This is a genomic window from Streptomyces sp. NBC_01241, from assembly GCF_041435435.1.
In the GTDB taxonomy this organism is placed as follows: Bacteria; Actinomycetota; Actinomycetes; order Streptomycetales; family Streptomycetaceae; genus Streptomyces.
Genome location: NZ_CP108494.1, coordinates 6,964,441 through 6,979,635, shown reverse-complemented (window position 1 = coordinate 6,979,635; position 15,195 = coordinate 6,964,441). Strand labels below are relative to the sequence as shown.

Below are 15,195 nucleotides of genomic sequence, written 5' to 3'. Positions count from 1 at the left end.
TCACACCGTCCTGATGCGCGGGTTGACCAGCAGGTAGAGCAGGTCGACGATGACGTTGACCACCAGGAACGCGATGGCGATGGTCAGTACGGTGCCCTGGACCAGGGCGACATCGCCGCCGGTGACACCTTCGAGGATGAGCTTGCCCATGCCGGGCAGGTCGAAGATCGCTTCGATGACGACGGCGCCGCTGAGCATGTACCCGACCTTGATGCCGAGCACGGTCAGCGGGGTGACGAGCGCGTTGCGCAGCACCGAGCGGATCACCAGCAGCGGCGGGAGGCCGTTGCCGCGGGCGGTGCGGACGTAGTCGCGGTCGAGTTCGGCGACCATCGAGGTCCGTACGAGACGGGCGAGGGAGGCCGAGACCGGGAGCGCCAGCGAGATGGCGGGCAGTGCCATGGTGGTGAGCCAGCCGCTGAAGGAGTCGGCCGGGTTGGTGTAGCCCCCGGTCGGGAAGATCCGGGTGTTCAGCGCGAACTGCTGGATGAGCAGCACGCCGAGCCAGAAGGACGGGATGGCGACCCCGGCCATGGACAGGACCCGGAACAGCTGGTCGGGCCAGCGGTCCCGGTACATCGCGCCGACCACACCGAACAGGACGGCCAGGATCACCGCGAGGATCAGCCCGAGGAGGGTCAGCTGAAGGGTGAGCGGAAAGGCCGCCGTGATCCGGTCCAGTACGGGCTGGCTCGGCGGGACGGTCATCCCGAGGTCGAAGTGGAGCAGCTGGCCCAGGAAGTGGAAGTACCGGACCGGGAGCGGGTCGTTGAGGCCGTTGGCCTCGGCGAAGGCCGCACGGGCCTCGGGTGTGGCGCTCTCCCCGAGCGCGTTGAAGGCCGGGTCGACCGGCGAGAACTGCAGCACCACGAAGACGAGCAGCGCGATACCGAGGATCATCACCGGCATCATCGCGACGCGGCGCAGCGCGAGCCGGAGAAAAGCAACCATCGTCGGGTTCCTTGTGGTTGGACGGTCTGGGGTCTTTCGTTGGGATCAGGCCCCGCGAGCCCGGTCTGATCCGAACGAGAGGCCCTGGGGCCGGGACACCTGGATCGAGCAGGTGTCCCGGACCGGGCGATCGGGCGCCGGCGGCCGGTCAGGCGCGGCTGACGTCCAGGAAGGACAGGCCCGTGGTGGGCAGCGGCTTGAAGCCGGGCAGTGCCTTGTCGTTCCAGGCCGTGGGCAGTTTGCGGTGCAGGATCGGGTAGAGCGCGGCCTCGTCGGCGACGAGGTCGGTGACCTCGCCCCACAGCTCCTTGCGCTTCGCCTCGTCGGTGGCCTGGGCGGCCTTGTCGAGGGTCTGCTTGACCTTCTTGTACGCGGCGGACTTGCCCCAGCCGTAGCGGCTCTCGGGCCAGAAGCCGTAGTAGAACCAGCGCAGCAGGAGGTCCGCGTCGTTGCCGAAGACGGACGGGTCGCCGGGGGCGACCAGCACGTCGAAGGCACCCTTGTCGATCTTGGCGTACTGGGCCGGGGACTGGGCGATGTCGAGGGTGACCTTGACGCCGGCCGCCTCCCAGCTCTCCTTCAGCAGCGGGGCGATGTCCTTGACCCAGCCGGTGTCGGTGGTGAGGACGGTGAAGGAGAGGTTCTTCGCGCCGGCTTCGGCGAGCAGCTGCTTCGCCTTGGCCACGTCGTGGGTGTAGACCGTGGCGGCCTTCTGGTAGTCGGGGTGCGTGGCGGGGACGTACCCGGTGGCCGGTGCGGCGTTGCCCACCATCGCGGTGGAGATGATCTTCTCGGTGTCCAGGGCGTAGTGCAGGGCCTGGCGCACGCGCTTGTCGGCGAACCGCTTGTCGGCGGTGTTGAACATCAGGAAGAGCAGGCCGAAGGACTGGACGGACTCGGTCTTCGAGGAGCCGGCGAGGCGCTTGACGTCGATGTAGGGGACGTCCTCGATGGCCTGGACACGGCCCGACTCCATGGCGCTGACGCGCGCCGACTGGTCGGACATCAGGCGCCAGATCATCTTCTTGGCCTTGGCCGGGTGCGCGCCGTTGTACTTGTCGTACGCCTCGAAGACGATCTTGTCCTCGCGGGTCGCTTCGACGAACTTGTACGGTCCGGAGCCCACCGGCTTGGCGTCGAAGGCCTTCGGGTCCGGCTCGACGATCTTCTTCGGGACGATCCGGGCCACGGCTATCCGGGACGGGAAGAGCGCGAAGGGGTACTTCAGCTTGAACTCGACCGTGCCCGCGTCGACTGCCTTCACCGTGTCGATGAAGGGCACGAACTGCGCCATCAGCGAGGCGTTCTTCGGGTCCAGGATGCGTTCGAAGCTGAACACCACGTCGTCGGCGGTGACGGCCGATCCGTCGTGGAAGGTCGCGCCCTTGCGGAGGGTGGCCCGGTAGGTTGTTGCGTTGATCTTCTTCGGCATCTCGGTGGCAAGTGCGGGGCGGGCCACAAGCGTTGCCGGATCGAGATCCACCAGGCCCTCGAAGATGTGCATATTGGCGGCGTACGGAGTCGCACCGGAGGTGATCATCGGGTCGAAACCGGTTGACAGGGGGTACGAGAGACCGGCCTCGATGAGGCCGTTGCCGTCGCCCTTGCCTGCCGTGCCGTCGGCGGTCGAGGACGGTCCACCGCAGGCGGAAAGGCTCGCCGTGATGGCGGCTGCCGCACCGACAGCACTGGTGTAACGCAGGAAGGTGCGGCGCTCGACACCGGCTGATCTCAGCTCGGGCACGGGTCCTCCAGAGACATCGAAGATGGAACGTAAGGGGCGGGAAACAGACGGGGATCGCAGGATCGCGAGGATCGAGGAACCTCAGGCGTCAGACGTCAGATGTCTGATGCCTTGATAGCGTGGGAACGTAGCTTGACAATCGAGAGGGGTCAAGAGGTGGGGAGTTCACATATGTCCGGTACGAGGCCCGGCCGGCAGTTGCTTCGGCAGGAAGTCGTCGAGGGCATCAAGCGCTACATCCTCGAAAAACGCCTCCGCCCCGGGGACCCGCTGCCCACCGAGCCGGCCCTGTGCGAGGCGCTGGGGGCCAGCCGTTCGAGCGTCCGCGAGGCCGTCAAGATCCTCAACGCGCTGGACATCGTCGAGGTGCGCCACGGGCACGGGACGTACGTGGGCAGGCTGAGCCTGTCCGCCCTGGTGGAGAGCCTGACCTTCCGCGGATTGCTCTCCCCCGACGACGACTTCCAGGTGATGGCCGACCTCGTCGACGTACGCGAGTTGTTCGAGCGCGGGATGGCCGACCGGATCGTCTCGCTGCTCACCCCGGACCAGCTCGACATCCTGGACGGCCTGGTCGCCACCATGCGCGAGACCGGCGTCCAGGACGGGCACGGTTTTGTGGAGGCGGACCGGGCGTTCCACGCACTACTGGTGGCGCCGCTCGGCAACGAACTCATCGGCCAGCTCTCGATGGCCTTCTGGGACGTGTACACGATCGTCGCACCGCACCTCGACGGATTCACGCACGCCGACGAGATGGAGACGATCACGGCCCACCAGAACATCGTGGACGCCGCGCGGGCCGGGGACAGCGCCGGTTTCATGAAGGCGCTGAGCGAGCACTACGCCCCGGTCAGGCGCCGGATCGCCGAGGCCCGCGCCCGCGACGGTGGCCGGGGCTGACCCCTCACGCCCGACCTCCTCACACCCTCCCGGGAGGACGGAGCCGGGCCCTGCCGGGACAGATTCCGGTCCGGTGGGGCCCTTGACGGCTGACAGCAGCGCTGCCTAGGGTCCGTGTGCCGCCAGGACATCTGACGTCTTCTGTCTTGATGGTCGGCGTTCAGCATCCCTGTTCCACCCCAGGAGGGCACCTCCATGCCGCTGACGGACCTCTCACTCGCGGACTGCCGCGCCTACCGGCCCGAACTGCCCGTTCCGGACGGTTTCGACGCCTTCTGGTCCAGCACCCTGAGCAAGGTGTCCGCCGACGGCCGGGGCTCGGCGGGGAAGCCGGTGTTCGCCCACGTCGACACCGGACTCGCCCAGGTCCGTACCTACGATGTGACGTTGCCCGGCTTCGCCGGACGGCCGGTCCGCGGCTGGCTGCACCTGCCGGCCGGGGCCACCGGACCCCTCGGCTGCATCGTCGAATTCCTCGGATACGGACGCGGGCGCGGCCTCGCCCACGAGAACCTTCTCTGGGCGTCCGCCGGTTACGCGCACCTGATCATGGACACCCGTGGTCAGGGCTGGTCGGCCGCGACCGGCTCCACCGCCGATACGGACGCCGGTGCGGCCGGTACCGTGCCCGGTTTCCTCACCCGTGGCATCGAGAGCCCCGAAACGTACTACTACCGACGGGTGTTCACCGACGCCGTGCGCTGCGTCGAGGCGATGCGCGAGCACCCGGAGGTCGATCCCGACCGGATCGTCGTCACCGGGGTCAGCCAGGGCGGCGGCATCGCCCTGGCCGTATCGGGGCTCGTGCCGGGACTGGCCGGGGTGATGCCGGACGTGCCGTTCCTCTGCAACTTCCGGCGGGCGGCGGAGATTTCGGGCCGGCCGCCGTTCACCGAGATCGCCGAGTATCTGAAACTCCACCGCGACCGCACCGAGACGGCGTTCACCACCCTCTCGTACTTCGATGCCGCACTGTTCGCCACCCGCGCCACCGCTCCCGCGCTGTTCTCGATCGCGATGATGGACGAGATCTGCCCGCCCTCCACCTGCTTCACCGCCTACAACCACTACGCGGGCCCCAAGGACGTACGGGTCTACGAGTTCAACGGGCACGAGGGCGGCGCGGCGTATCAGCAGCGGGAGCAACTGGCCTGGGTGCGTTCCCTGTTCGTCGGCCCGCCATCGGGGCGGGCCGGTCATTCCTGACCGGAGGCACCTTCCGTGCGCAGACGATCCATGCTTCTTGCCGCCGGCGCGGCAGCCCTGAGCACCCCGCTCGGCGGCCGCGCCTTCGCCGCCGCTCCACGGAGCGGCCCCCGCCTGGACCACGACACCCCCGTGGACCTGGACGGCAGCCAGTACGTCGACCTGTCGAACCGCGTCCGCGCACTCGCCCCGCTCACCGCGGGGACCATCGTCGTCACCTTCCGCACCACCAGTCACAACGAGGCGATGACCCTGCTCAGCGCCTCGGACCCGACCGCCCCCTCCTCCAACATCACCCTGAACCTGAGCGGCGGCGCCCTGCAGTTCTCCGTGCGCGAGAAGGGCGCGGTGCTGATAAATGTCATGACCCGGACACGCTACGACGACGGTCAACGCCATACCGTCGCCGTCACCGTCGACGGTATGGGCACCCGGCTGCACGCCGGCGGGCGCACCGTGCTCCAGACGACCCAGCACTCCTTCTTCGGCAGTGTCTCCGGGCTGAGCGCACTCACTCTCGGCCGCAATCTCGACAGCGACCACCCCGGCGGCGAATGGTTCTGCACCGGAACCATCGAACGGGCAGCGGTCTGGGACCGGGTGCTCGACGAGGCCGAACTGGTCGAGCAGAGCCCCCGCCCCGACCTCGCCGATCTGGGCCGGATCTCCACGATCCTCAACAGCGACACCCCCGCCACCTGGGTCGTCACCGGTGACAGCATCACCCACGGCGCCCTGCACACCAACGGCTGGCGCAGCTACCCCGAGCACTGGACGGAACGCGTCCGCTGGGAACTGGGCAAGCCGAAGAACCGCGATTTCGTGATCGATTCCGGAGTGAGCGGCGCCACCAGCGCCGAACTCCTCGCCCGGTTCGGGGAGCGGGTCACCGCCTTCTCGCCGCACGTCGTCTCGATCATGATCGGTACGAACGACATCGCGACATCCGGCCTCGGCCCCGAGGTCTACCGGGCCAATCTCGTCTCCCTCGTGCGCGCGGTGCGCGCACTGCCCGGTTCACCCGTGCCGGTACTCCAGTCGCCCAACCCGGTCGATCCGGCGAAGTGGCCGGGCCGGGTGGGGCTTTCCCGGTACGCGCAGATCATGGGCGAGGTCGCGGCGGAGCAGAACGCCGTCTTCGTCGACCACTACAACGACTGGCTGAGCGGCAACGGCGGCCAGGCCCCGCTGTCCCTGCTCAACGACGGGCTCCATCCCAACGAGCGGGGTCATCACCGCCTCGTACTGAAAATGATCAAGGATCTGAGGATCTTCGACGCCACCAGCCGGGTCTGCTCCCTGCGCATCCCGTAGCCCCGGCGCCCGTCCCCGTCATCCCCGTTCCAAAAGTCCGGACTTCCGGACCTCCGGACCTCCGGCCCTTTCAGACCTTTCAGACCTTCAGGCACAATTCAGCCCTTTCGAGAAGAGAGAGCGTCCGTGAAGCGAAAAGTCTCCCTCGCCCTGCTCTGCACCGCCGCGCTGGTGGTCGCCGCGACCGGCACCGCACAGGGCGCCGCCGCCCCCGCCCCCGGCGCGCTGACCTCCCAGGACCTGACCGTCGACGGCGTGGGGTCGCCCCACTACCGCATCCCGGCGCTGACCACCACGGCGCGGGGCACGGTCCTCGCGGCCTACGACGCCCGCCCCACCCTCGGCGACCTGCCGAGCAACATCTCCATCGTGTTGCGGCGCAGCACCGACGGAGGTGTGACGTGGCAGCCGCAGCAGGTGGTCCGCAAGGACGCCGCCCCCAAGGGCTACGGCGACCCGAGCCTGCTCGTCGACCGCACCACCGGCCGGATCTTCCTTTTCTACGCGGCCGGGGTGAACCAGGGCTTCTTCGGCTCGGGCACCGGCAATGACGAGACCGACCCGAACATCCTCCAGGCCGACTACAGCTACTCCGACGACGACGGGCTGACCTGAACCCATCACCGTATCACCAAGCAGATCAAGAACCCTGCCTGGGCGGGCATGTTCGCCGCCTCCGGCGAGGGCATCCAGCTGCGCCACGGGGCGTACGCGGGCCGGCTGATCCAGCAGTGCGCCGTCCGGATCAACGGCGCCAACTACGCGGCCAGCGCCTACAGCGACGACCACGGCGAGACCTGGAAGATGGGCAATCCGGTCGGTCCCGGCGGGGACGAGAACAAGACCGTCGAGCTGTCGGACGGCAGGGTCATGCTCAACAACCGCTCGAAGCCGTACCGGACGATCGCGTACTCCACCGACGGCGGCGTGAACTACACCCCGTTCGCCCAGGACACCCAGCTCACCGACCCGGCGAACAACGCGTCGGTGATCCGTTACAACCCCGCCGCCCCGGCGTCGAACCCGCAGTCGTCGTGGCTGCTGTTCAGCAACACCGAGGACGCCTCGGCACGGCGTAACCTCACGGTGAAGATGTCCTGCGACAACGGGAAGACCTGGCCGATCAGGAAGGTGGTCGACCCGGGCGCCGCGGCCTACTCGACGCTGACCCCGCTGCCCGGCGGGCGTGTCGGGCTGCTCTACGAGCGCGGCAACTACGAGCACATCACCTACTCGTCCTTCGACCTCCAGTGGCTCGGCGGCACCTGCGCGGACATCACGATCACCCCGCCCGCGACCCTCACCGCGGGTGCGAGCGCGGAGGTGACCGTCCGGGTGGTCAACCGGATGGACGTGCGTCGCGCGCTGGGCACCATCGACCTCACGGTGCCCAGCGGCTGGACGACGAGTCAGGTGACCATTCCGGCGCTCAACCCGGGCCAGGGCGCCAACATCAAGGTCCCCGTCACTGTGGCAGCCGGTGCCTCGGGCAGCGCCGAGCTCACCGCCACGTACCGGGCCAGTGGCAAGCAGGCCTCCGGCAGCACGACGGTGACCGTGACTCCGTGACGGTGACGCCGCCGTGACTCCGGAGCCGTCCCGGACCTCCGGGAGGTGCCGCGCTTCCCCGTCCCGCACCTCCGGGAGGTGCGCGCGTCCCCGTCCCGCACCGAACCGGGTGCGACGATGAGGGCGTTCAGCACCTCCCGGAGCGTGAGAACAGGTGGTAGCGCGGTGACAGTGACAGGCTTGCGCATCGGGGTGGTCGGCGGCAGTGTCGCCGGCTGTGCCATGGCGATCGCGGGGGCGCGCGCCGGGGCGGACGTCACCGTCCACGAACGCAGCGACGGCGAGTTGCAGGACCGCGGGTTCGGCATCGTGATCCCGCCGGACCTGCATCGGGAGCTGGTCGCGGGCGGGTATCTGGGCGCGGACATGCCGACGACGCCCGTCGCCACGCGTGTCTGGCTCGCCCGGGCCCCGGGGCAGAAGTCGGCGCGGGAACTGGCGCGGTGGACGAGTCCGGTGACGCCGTGCAACTGGGGGCTGTTGTGGCGGGCGTTGCGGGCGAACATCGGGGAGAGCGTGTACCACCGGGGGCTGCCCGTCGGCTCCGTCGGCCGGACCCCGGCCGGCCGCGCTCTGATCCGTACCGCGGACGGGGAGCGGGAGTACGACATCGCCGTCGGGGCCGACGGGCACCGTTCCGTCACCCGCGAGTTGATCGCACCGGGGGTACGGCCGGCTCCCGCCGGATACCTGGTGTGGCGGGGCACGATTGCGCTGACCGCGCTGCGCGACCATCCGAAACCGCTGGAACTGCTGGAGACCGCGTGGATCACGCTGGGGTTTCCGCACGGGCACGGTGTCTTCTACCTGATTCCGGGGGCCGCGCCGGGGTCGCGTCTGCTGGCCTACGCCATCTACGGGTTTCCCCCGGCGGCGACGGACGGGCGGGCCCAGGGTTCCCCCTCGGATGTGCGGAGCATCGCCGAGGAGCACTTCCCGGCGGAGTGGGCCGACATCGTCGCCCGGGGCGAGCACGCCGCCCAGGCGCTCCATCCGGTCGCCGACTTCGTCGTGCCCCGGGCCGCTCGGGCGCCGTTCCTGCTGGCGGGCGACGCGGCGAGCGTCACCAGGCCGCACACCGCCAGCGGCGCGGTCAAGGCGCTCCAGGACGCGCGGTGTCTGGAGCGGACCCTGCGTGATTCCTCCTCCGCGGCCGAGGCGCTTCGGCGGTACGCGGACGAGCGCACCCCCGAAGGGGTGCGCCTGGTCGAGCTGGGCCGCAGGCTGGGGCGTGAACTGGTGGAGCACACGCCGGACTGGACGGCGATGGGGCCTGCCGACGTGGACGCGTGGAGCCGTACCGTGCTGAACGGCGCGAGCAGCTACTTGTACGGCAGCGTCCAGCAGCGGTGACGGGCCCCGTCACCGGGCGGGTTCAGCGGCCGGGCAGCGCGGGCGAGGACGCGGCGGCGGTCAGTGCCGCCATGTCCACGACCCGGTCGGCGGCCTCCGCCACGGCCGGGTCGTGCGTGGCCACGACGGTGACGCACTCGTTCTGGCGGGTGCGTTCGGCGAGGAGTCCGGCCAGCTCGGCCGCCTGTGAGCGGTCGACGGCCGCGGTCGGTTCGTCGACCAGGAGGAGCTTCGGGGCGAGGAAGAGGGCACGGGCGAGGGCGACGCGCTGGCGTTCGCCGCCGGAGAGCTGTTCGGGACGGTGGCGCAGCCGGTGGCCGAGGCCGACCCCGGTCAGGGCGTCCTGGGCGCGCGAGCGGTGTGTGCGGGGGCGTTCGCCGCTGATGTACGCGGCGGCCAGCAACTGTTCGACGGCGGGCAGCCCGGAGAGCAGATTGCCGCTCTGGAACATGTAGCCGATGCGTTCGCGGCGGACCTTGGCGCGTTGGGCGTCGGAGAGTCCGGCGAGGTCCTCGCCGTCGAGGAGGACCTGCCCGGCGGTGGGCCGCAGCAGGGCGCCCGCGACGGCGAGCAGGGTGGACTTGCCGGAGCCCGAGGGGCCGGCGAGGGCGGTCATGCGGCCCGGTTCGAAAGTGACGTCGAGGCTGTCAAAGACGGTGGTACGGGTGTCGGCGCGGCCGAACGAGACGGTGACACCGGTCAGTTCCAGGCTCATCGGTTGGCTCCCAGCATGGTCAGCGGGTCGGCTCGGGTGACCCGGCGCAGGGTCAGGGCGGTGCCCGCGAGACCGACGGCCGCGACGGTGCACATGGTGACGGCGAGGGTGGTGGCGGGCAGGCTGAACGGCACCTGTTCACCGACCAGCAGCCCGACCGCCCCGGCGAGTACGGCGCCCGCGACGGTCCCGAGGACGACGACCAGGGCCGCCTGGAGCACGGTGTGGGCGAGCAGCCGCCGGCGGGACGCGCCCAGCGCGCGCAGCAGGGCGAGTTCGGGCTGGCGCTGCACGGTCCAGACAGCGAAGAAGGCGCCGACGACCAGAGGGGCGATCAGGTAGAGGAAGACCTGGATCGAGTTCATGGTGACGCGTTCGCCGGTGTAGCCGGGCGCCGCCTCGTACGCCTTCTCCTTGGTGAGGGTGGTGGTGGAGTGCCGCTCGTCGAGGGTGGCGGCCGAGGTCCTGGCCGGCGAGCGCAGGGCCAGTGCACTGAACTGGTCGGGGATGGTGGCGGTCGCGGAGGCCGGAGCGCCGGGGGTGCTGAAGCGGATGCGCTGCCAGGTCTTCAACGGGATGTAGGCGGCGGGCACATGGCCGTAGCTCAGGCGCTCGGTCTGCCCGATGACCCGCAGCGAGATGCCGAGCCGGTCGATGACCAGAGTGTCCCCGACGCGTATGCCCTCGTCGGCAAGCTCGGCGGAGATCACGACACTGTCGGCCGCCGCGCCCGCGAGGCTCTTGCCCCGGGTGACGGAGGGGTTGAGGAAGGCGACGGGATCGACTCCGAAGGCGGCGAGATCGACCTCGGCGCCCCGGTTCGTCGTACCGCGGGTGATGGAGACGCCCAGCGGGGTCGTGTCGGTGCCGGCGTCCTTGCGCCAGGCAGCGGCTGTCTTTTCGTCGAGGAGGCTGCGGGCGAACTGGTCCGACCGGGCGTCCGAGGAGAAGACCAGCTGCGCGGCCGGGAGGCGGCGCAGGGCGGAGATGGTGTCGTCGCCGAGACCGGTGGTGAAGCCGGAGACGATGCCGACGAGTGCGGCGACGAGCACCACGACGGACCCCATGAGCAGAAAACGCCCTCGGGCGGCGCGCAGCTCCAGCAGAGCGAGGAACACAGCGGTTCCCTTCGATGGATCGATGTTAGGGACGATGCGTCGCTAAGATAGATGATGGCGACGCGGCGTCGCTAAGTGGGGGGTTCCAGGGCTCGTCCGGCGGATCAGGCCCTGGCGGCCGGGGGCTTCTAGACTGTGCGGATGCCCAGGATCAGAGCCGCTACGGTCGCCGAGCACCATGCCCAGCAGCGGCTGGCCCTGGTGCGGGCGGCGCGCGAACTACTGGAGGGCGGCGACGCCGAGGCCGTGACGTTCACGGCGGTCGCCAGAGCCACCGGCCTCGCCCGCAACAGCGTGTACAAGTACTTTCCCGGCCGCCCCGAGCTGCTCGCCGCGGTCGTCGAGGACGCGATGCCGCGCTGGACGGATGCCATCCGGTCCCGCATGTCGGCGGCCGGTACGCCCGAGGAGAAGATCGCCGCGTATGTGTCGTCCCAGCTGGAGCTGGTCCGCGTCGGGGAGCACCGGATCGCCCAGGCCCTGGCCGGGGTCCGGGACGCGGCGGTGGTGCGGGAGAGCGCGGTGCGGGCGCACCGGGAACTGCTCACCCCGCTGATCGGCGCGCTCACCGAGCTGGGCGAGGAGGATCCACGGCGGACGGCGCTGCTGCTGCAGGGGATCGTCAATGCCGCCACGACGGCGATCGAGTCGGGCGACGACGACGTGGTGATGACGGAACGGGCGGTACGGATGGCGGTCGCCGCAGTCACGGGGACAGCCGAGGGAAGGTGACCGGGGCGCAAGTCCCCCGGTCACCCTCCCTCAGCGCCTCGGCCGCCCGGCCACGAGGCCGGTGACGGTCACGTGGGCGGTTACAGCCCCGGGGCCGGTGACGGTTCGAGACGGGTGCGGATGCCGTCGAAGTGGGTACGCATGGCGCGTACCGCGCGTTCGCCGTCGGCCGCCGCGACCGCGGCGACGATCTCGCGGTGCTGGGCACAGGTGGTCACCGGATCCTGATGGCCGTCGTCGAGGTCCTCGCGCACCCGGTCCATGGCCGCCCAGAAGGCGTCCAGCACCTCGCTGAGCAGGTGGTTGTCGAGTGAGGCGTAGAGCGCGAGGTGGAAGGCGCGGTCGGTGCCGCGCGCCACCCGGCCGTCACGGCTCGCCTCCGCCTCCATCGTCGCCACGAGGCCGCGCAGCACGTCGAGATCCTCGTCGGGGATACCGGCCGTGACGGCGCCGACCAGGCCCGTCTCCAACGCCTCCCGCACCTTCATCAGCTCGAAGAGGCCCGGCTCGCCCTGCCGGTGACGGACAGCGGCCCGGAAGGCGAGCCCCTCGGCGAAGGGCGACAGGGAGAGCGACCCGACGAAGGTGCCGAAGCCGCGGCGGATCTCCACGACATTGACAGCCTGGAGCGCCTTGAGGGCCTCGCGCACCGACACCCGGCCCACGCCGAAGAGATCCATCAGTTCGGCCTCGGTGGGCAGCACGTCGCCGGGGCCGAGCCCGCGCTCCAGGATCAGTTCCTTGAGCCGACGCTCTATGTCCTGAGCCATGGTGGGGCGCGCCACTACGTCCTCCTGATTGAGGTGCGATTGCCCCTTGACCGGTCGCAGGGGCATCTGTTTAAGGTGAGGCCAGACATAGGACATCTTACGTCTCATGTCTCGCTCCGTGCAGCCGCTTCGGGCCACGGATCGGTGCATCGACCAAGCTGGAGCCCTCACCATGTCTCTGACCGCACCCCTGCACGGCGTCGTCCCGCCGGTCTGCACCCCGCTCGACCACCAGGGAGAGGTCGACACCGCGTCCCTCGCCCGGCTCGTCGAGCACCTCATCGGCGGTGGTGTGCACGGACTGTTCGCGCTCGGATCCACCAGCGAGGTCGCGTACCTCACTGATGAACAGCGCGCCACGACGCTGGAGACCGTGGTCAACGTGACCGACGGCCGGGTGCCGGTGCTGGCCGGTGTCATCGACACCACCACCGCACGCGTGATCGAGAACGCCAGGTCCGCCGCCGAGCTGGGTGCGAACGCCCTGGTCGCGACCGCGCCGTTCTACACCCGCACCCACGGCAAGGAGATCGCCCAGCACTTCCGGCGGCTGCGCGCGGCAGTCGACCTGCCGCTGTTCGCGTACGACATCCCGGTCGCGGTGCACAGCAAGCTCTCCGCCGCACTGGTCCGCGAACTCGCCGAGGACGGCACCCTGGCCGGTCTCAAGGACAGCAGCGGCGACGAGGGCGGGCTGCGCCGGCTGCTCGTCGAACTGGGCGGCCGCGACGGCCGCAAGGAGGGCCCCGCGCCGCACTTCAGCGTACTCACGGGCTCCGAACTCACGGTGGACGCAGCCCTGTTGGCCGGGGTCGACGGTGTCGTACCGGGCATCGGAAACGTCGACCCGGCCGGGTACGTCCGGCTGTACGACGCCGCGCGGGACGGGAACTGGGCGCTCGCCACGAAGGAGCAGGAACGGCTCGTCGAACTGTTCGGCATGGTCGACGTCGGGCCGGAGGCGGACATGGGCCGCAGCTCCTCGGCGCTCGGCTCGTTCAAGGCGGCGCTCCAGCTGCTCGGCGTCATCCAGTGCGGTGACACCGCGTTCCCGCAGATCCAGCTGAGTGCCGAGTCGGTCGCCCTGGTCGGCCAGCGCCTGCGCGCCGCCGGTCTGCCGCCGGTCCGATGAACTCCGCCCCCCTGTACGCCGGCACCGGCGCCACCGTGATCGGCCTCGATCTCGGCGGTACGAAGATCGCCGCCGCGCTCTTCGGCGCGGACGGCGCGGTCCTGGCCAGGCACACCCGGCCCACCCCGGCCCGGGACGGCGCGCCGGCCGTGCTGGACGCACTGGCCGAGGCCGTCGGCACCGTCGATCCGGGACGGCAGGCCACGGCGATCGGCGTCGCCGCCGCCGGGGTCGTCGATCCCCGTACCGGCATGGTCACCAGTGCCACCGACGCCATCCGCGACTGGGCGGGCACCGCGCTGGGCACCGGCCTCGCGGACCGTACCGGGTCCCCGGTGGCCTGCGACAACGACGTACGGGCCACGGCCGGACCGGAACTGGCGGCGCTGAACGCCCCGGAGCCCGGTCGCGGGTCGACGGGACACGGCTCGTTGCTGTTCGCGGCCATCGGTACGGGGGTGGGCGGCGCCATCGCCGTCGACGGGCGGATGCTGCACGGCGCCGCCGGTATCGCCGGGCACCTCGGCCATCTGCCCAGCCCCGAGGCGGCCGGACTGCCCTGTACCTGCGGCGCCACCGGGCATCTGGAGGTCATCGCCTCCGGACCCGGCATCGCCGCCCACTACGAGCGGCTGACCGGCTCCCCCGTGGACCGGCTCGAAACCGTCGCCGCCCGTGCCGCGCGGGGCGACGCGGCCGCCGTCCGCGCCATCACCACCGGCGCGGCCGCCACCGGCCATGTGCTCGGCGGGCTCGCCAACGCCCTGGGACCGGACCGGGTCGTCGTCGGCGGCGGAGTGCCGCGGATCGGCCCGCTGTACGGGGACGCCCTGGCCGCGGCCTTCGCAGCGGAGCTGATGCCGCCGCTGCGCGGGCTCGTACCCGAGCCACCGCTGTTCGGCGCCGACGCGGCCGTACTGGGCGCCGCCGCCCTGACCACCACCCTTCCCCTCCACCACCTGGGAGCCCCTCGATGACCGCACAGGAACTGGCCGATTCCCTCCAGGGCAAGCTGATCGTGTCCTGTCAGGCACCTCCCGGCGACCCGATGCGGGAGACCGGCACCCTCGTCCGGCTCGCCCGGTCGGCCGTCGCCGGTGGCTGCGCCGCGATCCGCGCCAACGAGCCGGAGGTCGTCGCCGCGATCGTCGAGGCCGTGGATCTGCCGGTCATCGGTCTGTGGAAGGACGGCGACGTCGGCGTCTACATCACCCCGACCGTCCGGCACGCCCTGGCCGTCGCCGAGGCCGGTGCCGCCGTCGTCGCCGCGGACGCCACCGACCGGCCGCGCCCCGACGGCTCCACCTTCGCCGAGCTGGTCATGGCGGTCCACGCGGCGGGCGCCCTGGTCATGGCCGATGTCTCCACGCTCGCCGAGGGCGTCACCGCGGCCGGGCAGGGCGCTGACTTCGTCTCCACCACCCTCTCCGGCTACGTGCCCGGCACACCGAAGCAGACCGGCCCCGATCTCGACCTGGTCGCCGCGCTCTCCACCGCGATCGATGTCCCCGTGGTCGCCGAAGGCCGTATCAACACCCCCGAGGACGCCGCCGAAGCCCTGGCCCGCGGCGCCCACAGCGTCGTCGTCGGCACGGCCATCACCGCCCCCACCGCCCTGACCACCCGCTTCGTCGCAGGCATGACCCGGCCCTGATCCCTCCCCACCACGCGGGCCGGCCACTCAAAGG

13 protein-coding genes and 1 pseudogene are annotated in these 15,195 nt (G+C 70.7%); 9 read left to right on the top strand and 5 right to left on the bottom strand.

From position 1 onward, the window contains the following. Together OG306_RS31475 and OG306_RS31470 are read right to left on the bottom strand one after the other, a co-directional pair. Positions 1-951 (bottom strand): ABC transporter permease, encoded by a 951-nt coding sequence (locus tag OG306_RS31475; protein ID WP_266749526.1) that lies wholly within the window; start codon positions 949-951, stop codon positions 1-3. Between the two features lie 148 nt (positions 952-1,099). Further along, a complete protein-coding gene (locus OG306_RS31470) occupies positions 1,100-2,695 on the bottom strand; it encodes an ABC transporter substrate-binding protein (protein WP_266749525.1) in 1,596 nt (531 codons plus the stop codon). A 171-nt stretch (positions 2,696-2,866) separates the two neighbouring features. Between OG306_RS31470 and OG306_RS31465 the strand changes: the two genes are divergently transcribed. From OG306_RS31465 to OG306_RS31445, 5 genes and pseudogenes are all read left to right on the top strand, one after another. Continuing rightward, positions 2,867-3,598, top strand: coding sequence for a FadR/GntR family transcriptional regulator (locus OG306_RS31465; RefSeq protein ID WP_266749523.1), 732 nt, complete (start codon positions 2,867-2,869; stop codon positions 3,596-3,598). A gap of 195 nt (positions 3,599-3,793) precedes the next feature. After that, positions 3,794-4,804: an acetylxylan esterase gene (locus OG306_RS31460; protein WP_266749522.1), complete on the top strand. Its 1,011-nt coding sequence runs from the start codon at positions 3,794-3,796 to the stop codon at positions 4,802-4,804. 15 nt (positions 4,805-4,819) lie between these two features. Then, on the top strand, positions 4,820-6,118 hold the full coding sequence (locus OG306_RS31455; RefSeq protein WP_266905019.1) for a GDSL-type esterase/lipase family protein: 1,299 nt from the start codon (positions 4,820-4,822) through the stop codon (positions 6,116-6,118). A gap of 126 nt (positions 6,119-6,244) precedes the next feature. Continuing rightward, positions 6,245-7,687: pseudogene (locus OG306_RS31450) on the top strand (exo-alpha-sialidase). 165 nt (positions 7,688-7,852) lie between these two features. Next, the gene (locus tag OG306_RS31445) at positions 7,853-9,040 is read left to right on the top strand and encodes an FAD-dependent monooxygenase (protein WP_371665919.1); all 1,188 of its coding nucleotides are present in this window, start codon (positions 7,853-7,855) and stop codon (positions 9,038-9,040) included. A gap of 22 nt (positions 9,041-9,062) precedes the next feature. On the opposite strand, the gene OG306_RS31440 is transcribed toward OG306_RS31445, so the two are convergent. Both OG306_RS31440 and OG306_RS31435 read right to left on the bottom strand, forming a co-directional pair. Beyond that, the gene (locus OG306_RS31440) at positions 9,063-9,755 is read right to left on the bottom strand and encodes an ABC transporter ATP-binding protein (protein WP_266749503.1); all 693 of its coding nucleotides are present in this window, start codon (positions 9,753-9,755) and stop codon (positions 9,063-9,065) included. Further along, positions 9,752-10,873, bottom strand: a complete 1,122-nt coding sequence (locus tag OG306_RS31435) for an ABC transporter permease (RefSeq protein WP_266749502.1) — start codon at positions 10,871-10,873, stop codon at positions 9,752-9,754. Before OG306_RS31435 ends, OG306_RS31440 begins: the two co-directional genes overlap by 4 nt. A 141-nt stretch (positions 10,874-11,014) precedes the next feature. Here OG306_RS31435 and OG306_RS31430 point away from each other — a divergent pair, with 141 nt between their 5' ends. Continuing rightward, positions 11,015-11,605 (top strand): TetR/AcrR family transcriptional regulator, encoded by a 591-nt coding sequence (locus OG306_RS31430; RefSeq protein WP_327258603.1) that lies wholly within the window; start codon positions 11,015-11,017, stop codon positions 11,603-11,605. 80 nt (positions 11,606-11,685) lie between these two features. On the opposite strand, the gene OG306_RS31425 is transcribed toward OG306_RS31430, so the two are convergent. Continuing rightward, positions 11,686-12,390 carry a FadR/GntR family transcriptional regulator gene (locus tag OG306_RS31425; RefSeq protein WP_327258604.1) on the bottom strand — a complete coding sequence of 235 codons (705 nt, stop codon included), beginning with the start codon at positions 12,388-12,390 and terminating at the stop codon, positions 11,686-11,688. A 157-nt stretch (positions 12,391-12,547) separates the two neighbouring features. On the opposite strand from OG306_RS31425, the gene OG306_RS31420 reads away from it, so the two are divergent. The 3 genes from OG306_RS31420 to OG306_RS31410 are packed head-to-tail and all read left to right on the top strand — an operon-like array spanning position 12,548 to position 15,161. Further along, positions 12,548-13,507 (top strand): dihydrodipicolinate synthase family protein, encoded by a 960-nt coding sequence (locus OG306_RS31420; protein WP_327258605.1) that lies wholly within the window; start codon positions 12,548-12,550, stop codon positions 13,505-13,507. Then, positions 13,504-14,484, top strand: coding sequence for an ROK family protein (locus tag OG306_RS31415; protein WP_327258606.1), 981 nt, complete (start codon positions 13,504-13,506; stop codon positions 14,482-14,484). Before OG306_RS31420 ends, OG306_RS31415 begins: the two co-directional genes overlap by 4 nt. Then, positions 14,481-15,161, top strand: a complete 681-nt coding sequence (locus OG306_RS31410) for an N-acetylmannosamine-6-phosphate 2-epimerase (RefSeq protein ID WP_266749495.1) — start codon at positions 14,481-14,483, stop codon at positions 15,159-15,161. The genes OG306_RS31415 and OG306_RS31410 overlap by 4 nt, the downstream gene beginning before the upstream one ends. Positions 15,162-15,195 lie beyond the last annotated feature (34 nt).